At 43.2% G+C, this 7,792-nt stretch carries 5 protein-coding genes; all 5 read right to left on the bottom strand.

Features of this window, described 5'->3' with window-relative positions; all coding sequences use genetic code 11:
• On the bottom strand, positions 1-1,340 hold a 1,340-nt coding region (locus tag AC1DPZ_RS17910; protein WP_477405870.1), incomplete at its 3' end, for an alpha-L-fucosidase.
• Positions 1,341-1,540: 200 nt separating this feature from the next.
• Entirely contained in the window at positions 1,541-2,875 is a 1,335-nt protein-coding gene (locus AC1DPZ_RS17905) for a DUF2231 domain-containing protein (protein ID WP_477405868.1), read from the bottom strand.
• Complete coding sequence (locus tag AC1DPZ_RS17900) at positions 2,872-3,981, bottom strand: twin-arginine translocation signal domain-containing protein (protein ID WP_477405866.1); 1,110 nt, start codon at positions 3,979-3,981, stop codon at positions 2,872-2,874. Before AC1DPZ_RS17900 ends, AC1DPZ_RS17905 begins: the two co-directional genes overlap by 4 nt.
• A 210-nt stretch (positions 3,982-4,191) precedes the next feature.
• On the bottom strand, positions 4,192-5,706 hold the full coding sequence (locus AC1DPZ_RS17895) for a DUF1501 domain-containing protein (RefSeq protein ID WP_477405864.1): 1,515 nt from the start codon (positions 5,704-5,706) through the stop codon (positions 4,192-4,194).
• A 6-nt stretch (positions 5,707-5,712) separates the two neighbouring features.
• Positions 5,713-7,792, bottom strand: a 2,080-nt coding sequence (locus AC1DPZ_RS17890; protein ID WP_477405862.1) for a DUF1553 domain-containing protein, incomplete at its 5' end; no start/stop codon positions are given.

Raw genomic sequence — 7,792 nt, 5'->3', positions numbered from 1 at the left:
GACATGCGCACCTTATCCCCCTTTACCTGGTTAAAGCGGTTCACTTTTACCCGACTAAGGTTTTCGCCCTCAAAAATTGTTTTCCAGGTAGCACCATCAAGATACTCCAGCTTGTATTTTTTTATGTTTGGCTTACTCTCAAAAACTACCACTGTGTTAAAAGGGGTACCAGGCTTTAAAGTTACCTCGTACCATGGGCTTTTTACCCTTGGGTTTGATTGCCAGGATGATCCAAAATCATCGTCGTTGGCAAAGTCCATAATATTCGAGTCATCGCTCCAGCTTGAATTAGCTGCTGCATGTTTAGCCAGGTTATGTGATATGATAGGTGCGCCGGTTTCGCCTAACTTAGCCACCGGGCCTTCATTTTTCCATAGCTCCCCTATTTGCTTTAAGCCTGCAATCGCATTATCATCAAATAAACCGTCTGTATTTGGGGCCACGTTAAGGATAAAATTGCAGCTGGCGTTATTAAGCGGTACCAATACATCGTTTACCAGCTTGTTTACATCACGTATCGGGGTTGTAGGGAAATTAGTTTTCCAGAACCAGCTGCTTTGTATAGGTAAGCAGGCCAGTGCCGGCATTTTGTTGGTTTCTTTTGATACACGCTGACCTGCACCCATTTCATAAGTTTTAATATCAGTATAATATAAACCTTCGGCCGGGTACTTGGCGCCGTTAAGGTCCATCAACAAGCAGTTTGGCTGTAGCGATTTTACCAGTTTGTAAATTTCCTCAAACGGTACATCGTCATAAGAGATTCGCGACCATGGCGCGTCCCATCCATCAATTATCAGGGCTTCTATCTGTCCATAGTTGGTAAGCAACTCCGTAATTTGCTTTTTAACCATATCAATATGCTTTGGCTGGATCATATTAGGGCGCAAACGGTGATGGGTATCCAAAATTGAATAATACAACATTACCTTTAAACCCTGATCGCGGAAGGCTTTGGTGTATTCCTTTACCACATCCCTCTTCAGCGGACTGTGCATCACGTTATAGTCAGTTGTTTTGGTATCCCATATGCAGAAACCGCTGTGATGCTTTGTTGTAAGGCAACCATAAGTCATATTGGCCGATTTTGCAGCCTTTGCCCACTGTACACAATCCAGTTTTGTTGGGTTAAATGCAGCAGCAGGTGTTTCCGGGTCAGGCCAGTCGGCATCCTGGTATGTTGGAATATTAAAGTGAATGAACATACCAAATCTCAGGTCGACAAATTTTTGCTGTAATTCCGAAAGCGGGATTGGCGTTTTTGATGTACTTTGAGCAATTGCATTCGATGTGCTTAAAATAACAGCACACATAAAAAATGGTATCAATTTCTTTTTCAAGGTGATAGTTTGTTTTGTAATAGGATTGTTCATCGTCAGTTTTACTGTTGTTATGGTAACTGGTTAAGTTTACGTAATATTTCGTAAAAATGACTAATCAAAAGTCTATTTGAAATGGATTATCATTTACCGTAATGGACAAAAAGCTTATTTTACTGTAAAATATTGCTTAATGTGTATACAATAATTTATGTAACGGGTTAATTTGCTTGTTTAGCAGCCGTACCCCAGGTGTAGATTCTTTTTATGGCCGGATTTTTTTTCAGATTATTTACTGCGAGATCGGTTATTTTAGTTTGATTCAGGTTTAMAGCTTCAAGATGCTTAAGCGATGCAAGGTTATTACTAACGCCATCTGTCACCGGGTTTTTCCCGATGCGTAATTTCTCGAGGTTTGTGAATGATTTAAGGATAAGGAGATCATTATCAGTAAAGTCATTACCTGATAAATTAAGCCAAACTACATTTTTTGCCAGCGGCATCAGGTCATTTTTGATCTGCGCTATTTTCAGCCCCGATTTTTCAGGCAAAGTTATATCAAGCATAGCCGGTTTTTTCAGCATCATCCTTACCATTAATCCTTTGGCCCTTAAACGACTGATAGCTAAAGTATCAACATTTAGAGGAATATCAGGGTTAACTGCTTGTATAAAACCCTTTTCCCCTCCTTCGCTGCCTTCATCTTTAATAAAGCCAAGGTACGCTCCTACCTGTTGTTTTATTGAGTCGGCATTTTTAAGCTGCGCTATATTTTTTCCTTGTACCGCACCAGCTTTCTCTATCCACCATTTGATGATCTTTACTTCGGTTTTGGTTAAGGGCGGCTTACCATCGGCCGGCATAAAATCTTTATCGTCTGCACCAAGCGTAACGCGTTTGTAAAGTTCACTTTCGCCTGGATTACCTGCTACTACAGCAGGGCCATTTTTGCCGCCTTTTAATAAGGTTTGCAAATTCTCTACAGAAAATCTACCTTTTAATTTGCCATCCTGGTGGCATTGGGAACATTTTTTTTGAAGTATGGGGCCAACTACGTCTTCATATATCATAGCGCTTTGAATGCTGACTGGTTTATCACGTACCTCCTGCATTAGTGTGCGCACAGTAAGATAATCATTTCCATGGGTTAGATTTGCCCCCTGGTGTCCGCTATAGCTCATCAGGCCCACCAAACCTATCAGCATAAAAGAAAACAGCATACCTGGCATGGATAGCTCTTTCTTAAACCTATCGGTAGTGATGGCATACAATAATCCGGAGATGAGTGTTAGTACAATCCCCGAGAATTTATGGTGACTTAATACCCCCTTATCATAATCGCCCGACAGGGAAAGCACATAACCAAATATGCAGGCCAATACTGCCGATATAAACCCGATGAGAAGTGTTACAGATACAGCAGGCTTTAAATTCTCATACTTCTTTTTGTAGGATAAAATATTAAAAACAGCCGAAAGCAAAATAAAGCCGATAGGCAGATGTACTATAAGCGGATGCAGGTGGCCGGCAAAAGTAAAAATGTTAGCTAATATCATACACGGGTTAATTTTACCGGGGCCGTGTGGTAAGCATTCCACTGGCATACGTAAACATTTTTGTCCTCATCAATACAAACATCATGGCCATGCTGAAAAACGGGGTTGGCCGCCTGTAAAGTTGGCTGCAAAACACCATTTTTATATACAGGCGCAGCGCCACCAGGATTTGAGATCACTTTATTGTTTCCATCAAGCACCGTTACAAAGCCCGAATAATCAAAGCGCTGACCGCTGCTATTTTTTGACCAGCAAACTCCCGCATAAATATTCTGTTCATTAATTACCGCACGGCATACGTACATACCCGGCATATCAATCCGTTTAATGAACTTGCCATCCATGGTAAATACTTTAAAGCAATTTTCCTCGCGGGAGGTACAGATCAGCGTAGGGTTATTTTTATCGCGGGTATCAACAGTGATACCATGCGCGTTTACCAGGTTATGCTCTTTATTTGCATTGTTGTGCCCGCCGAAATGACGAATATACTGTCCTTTGCTATCGTAATGGATAATATAATCAGATCCATAACCGTCGGCCACATAAATATCACCGTTGGGGGCTACAGCAGTCTCAGTTGGTTTAAAGGGCTCATTATCTTTATAAACACCAATGGTGCGTGGGTGACCAATGGCAAATATCAATTTACCATCAACCGTGGTTTTCAATACCTGGCCCGATTGCCCGTAAGAATTACCGGTCTTATCAACCGCCCAGCCGCAATCGGTAAGTAAAAGAAAATCTTCGCCCCCCTCTTTGCTTATAGTTAAGCCATGACCGCCCGGTAAGGCAGTTCCCCAGTAATCAAGCAGTTTGCCCAATTTATCAAATATCAGGATGTTATTTTGGGTATGATCGCCCAGCATAATCAAACGACCTTTACTATCCTGAACCATTTCATGACAGTTTGCCAGCGGGTGACTGTTTACGCTGATTTTGGCCCACCCTCTATCAACTTTGTATGTAAAACCACCCTGACCGATGGTTTGATCATCCGGCTTTAAATCCTTATGTAAAATAGCAAAGCTGTTTACCGGTGAAGCGGCAACCAATGCTGATGCAATGGCCGAATTTTTTATAAAATTTCTTCTTGAGTTCTCCATGGTTAATTTAGTAGTTAGTAATTGGTATCAAAACAGACAGAGGCCTTAACTTGATTAACAGATTCTAATATCAGGTTTATTTTTCTCATTTGTATGTACAAATACATTTTTAGTATCAAGTATTCAGTAGCAAGTATCAAGATTGAAAAAGCCGCGTGCAGAATCTTACTTGATACTAACTACCTGATACTCTACACCAACTACCTGATACTAAGCCAATATATCTTTCACAACTTTCCCTTCCACATCTGTAAGTCTGAACCGCCTACCCTGGAATTTGTAGGTAAGTCTCTCGTGATCTATCCCCATCAAGTGCATCAGCGTGGCCTGAAAATCATGCACATGCACCGGGTCTTTCACAATGTTATAGCTAAAGTCATCGGTTTCGCCGTAGCTTATACCAGGCTTTACCCCGGCGCCGGCCATCCACATGGTAAAGCAGCGCGGGTGGTGATCGCGGCCATAATCATTGGCTGTCAGTTTACCCTGCGAATATACGGTACGACCAAATTCGCCTCCCCAGATCACCAGGGTATCTTCCAGCAATCCGCGTTGTTTCAGGTCTTTGATCAGGGCGGCAGTTGCCTGGTCGGTTGCTTTGCATTGCGTTGCAATTGCCGAAGGCAGACTTGAATGCTGATCCCATCCCTGGTGGTAGAGCTGCACAAATTTCACATCTTTTTCAAGCAATTTTCGCGCAAGCAAACAATTGGCTGCATAGGTACCCGGGTCGCGGCTATCAGGGCCATACATTTCAAAAACTTCATCAGGCTCATCGGCAGTGCTCATTACTTCGGGTACCGATGTTTGCATGCGATAGGCCATTTCATATTGAGCTATTCTTGCTTCTACTTCCGGATCACCGTAGGCCGCATTTTGCATTTGGTTTAGTTTGGATAAATATTCCAGCATCTCTTTCCTGTCCTTTCCATCATAACCATCTGGATTATTGAGAAACAAAACAGGATCTTTCCCTGCCCTGAATTGAACTCCCTGGTGTTTGGATGGCAGAAATCCATTACCCCACAAGCGGGCATACAATGGTTGGTCTTTTTGCCCGTTTTTGGATACCAGGACAATAAAAGTTGGCAGGTTATTATTATCCGATCCCAAACCGTAGCTAATCCATGAACCGATAGATGGACGGCCCGGCAACTGGTTACCTGTTTGAAAAAAGGTAATTGCAGGATCGTGATTAATAGCTTCTGAATGCATTGATTTTACAATGCACAACTCATCAACTACCTGTGCCGTAAAGGGCATCAGTTCGCTCATCCAGGTTTGGCTTTCGCCATGCTGGTTAAATTTATAGTACGATGGCACCATGGGCAGGGCACTTTGGTTGGCGCTCATCCCTGTAAGCCGTTGTCCCTTGCGTACCGAATCGGGCAGGTTTTGGCCAAGCATCGAAGCTAACCTGGGCTTATAATCAAAGGTTTCAAACTGGGATGGCCCGCCGCTCTGGAACAGGTATACTACCCGCTTTGCCTTTGGCGCAAAATGAGGCAAGGCTTTTAAAATATCCGCCTCCAGATCGCCAGATGAACCCGGTGCTGCTTTAGGCGAATTACCAAAAAGACTGCTCCCAAATAACGATCCGACAGCTAACGCCCCCAAACCCAGCGAGGTTTTGGTCAGGAAGTTACGCCTATCGAGTTTTTTGTTGAGCTCATTAAATTCGGGCGTCTGAAGCCTAAACTCCTCATCATGGTGAAAATCTGGCATATCCTTTTATCTTTTGGTTAATGATGCATCTGAATTTAATATCGTGCTGGCAACAACCGTGTTGGCCGCAATTAAAGCAGTATCAAGCTTTTTATCTATCTTATACTGACCGGCATTTAGCCACCCCGTTTGTTTTTCGGGATGTTCTCTGAATTTCTTTAACTCCACTTGCTGCAGGGTAAGCAACAGGTTAACTTCATTTAGCATAGGCTTTCGCCCTGTTAATTTGCGATAGATAGTAGTAATAGCTGTACGACTATCGCCTGAACGCGCCATCTGCTCGCCCATTACCCTGGCAGCCTCAACAAAAGTGGGATCGTTTAGGGTAACCAGTGCCTGTAGCGGAGTATTGGTTTTTTGTCTGCGCATAATGCAATAACTGCGCGATGAGGCATCAAATGTTGCAAGTGTTGGGTTTGGTACCGATCGTTTGATGATTACATACAAGCTGCGCCTGTAAACCGCCTTACCGGTGTCGGGTGCGTAGCTGGTATTGTTTATTTCCCATAAACCTTCCGGTTGGTATGGTTTTACACTTTTTCCACCAATTTGAGTATTCAACAAACCGCTGGCCAACAAAGTATTGTCACGAATCCTCTCGGCCTGCATCCTATACGCGGGACCATGAGACAGGTAACGGTTCTCCGGATCTTTCTCCGCTACCTCCTTTGTAGCACGTGAATCCTGCCGGTAAGTTGCCGACATTACGATCATCTTATTTAAAGCTTTCACATTCCATCCCGATTCAACAAAGGTGATGGCCAGCCAGTCCAATAGTTCGGGATGACTTGGCATTTCGCCCTGGTTGCCAAAATCTTCGGCGGTTTTCACAATTCCTGTACCAAAAAAGTTCTGCCAGAAACGGTTCACCGCTACCCTCGCCGCTAAAGGATTACTTGGATTAGTAACCCATTGCGCCAATCCATATCGGTTTTTAGGCAAATCCTTAGGAAAAGGCAATATAGCTTCCGGCGTACTAGGATAAACCTGTTCGCCAGGCATATCATAATTGCCCCGTTTAAGCAGGAACGTTTTTTTAGCCTTTGGCATTTCCCGCATCACCATAAGCTCCTCAATATTTTCGGTCGAGTCGGATAAAGTAGTTCTTAGCGCAGTTAATTTGTTATCTTCGGCAAGCACACCGGGATCAACAGCGGTTAAGTAATACGTTTTCAGATCAGCAACCTCGGCCGGTGATAATGCAGCTTTATCCTTCCCTGCAATTTGTGCCCAGCTTGCCTTTTGTGCCAGGGTTTTCACTTCAAAAGGTGTAAGAGTGCGGTTATAAACGGTAATATCATCTACTTTGCCATCCTTAAATCCACGGCCCCGCCACCATGCTCCTACCTGCAAACCCGGTTCCGATCCTCCCGTAAACAGGATGTCTTTTGTAAGCTCATCCATAGTGGTTTCCATCTTCATTTCAGTGCCATCCAGGTACAGTTTAAAACCGACAGCTTTTGATGAACCATCATAAGTTGCCGTCAGCTGGATCCATTTATCGCGCGGAACATCGCCGATACTTACCCTGGTAATAGCATTTGAAGGACCTGTATGCGTCATATTCAGCTCCAGCTTATTATTTTTTAGGTAGAGGTGATATCCTTTGAAATTATATAAACGCTCTGCACTGCTTTTATGGAATATTACGCCCTCAGTAAGTTGCCTGGGGATATTTACCCAAATGCCGATACTAAATGGCTGCGATCTTCTGAAAATACCTGCCTTATTTAAATCAAACCAGGTATCACCATTTAGTACTAATGCTTTGCCATTACCCCGATTTTCAAACACAGCGGCATCACCGGGCTGGCCTGTTTCGCGTTTCATTACACCGATATCTTTAGGATTAACTTTATTTATCAGGTCGCCTTTATTAAATGTGTAATAAGCCTGCAAACCATTACCGGGGATCTTATCGGCAGCAAGCTTTTTATAGCTACCATCAGCAAGCCATTTATCAAAACTGGTTGTCGCCTTACTTTGGGTTTGCTCAATAATGTGTTGTTCCTGTATTATATTGTTATTAATATATTGCAAAATCTTCTCCTTTTGTTTGGTAGGCAACATCAGCGTTGGCGTTGGC

The sequence above is a fragment of the Mucilaginibacter sp. P4_G9 genome, from assembly GCF_056400985.1.
This window is presented reverse-complemented; position numbering and strand designations above follow the sequence as displayed.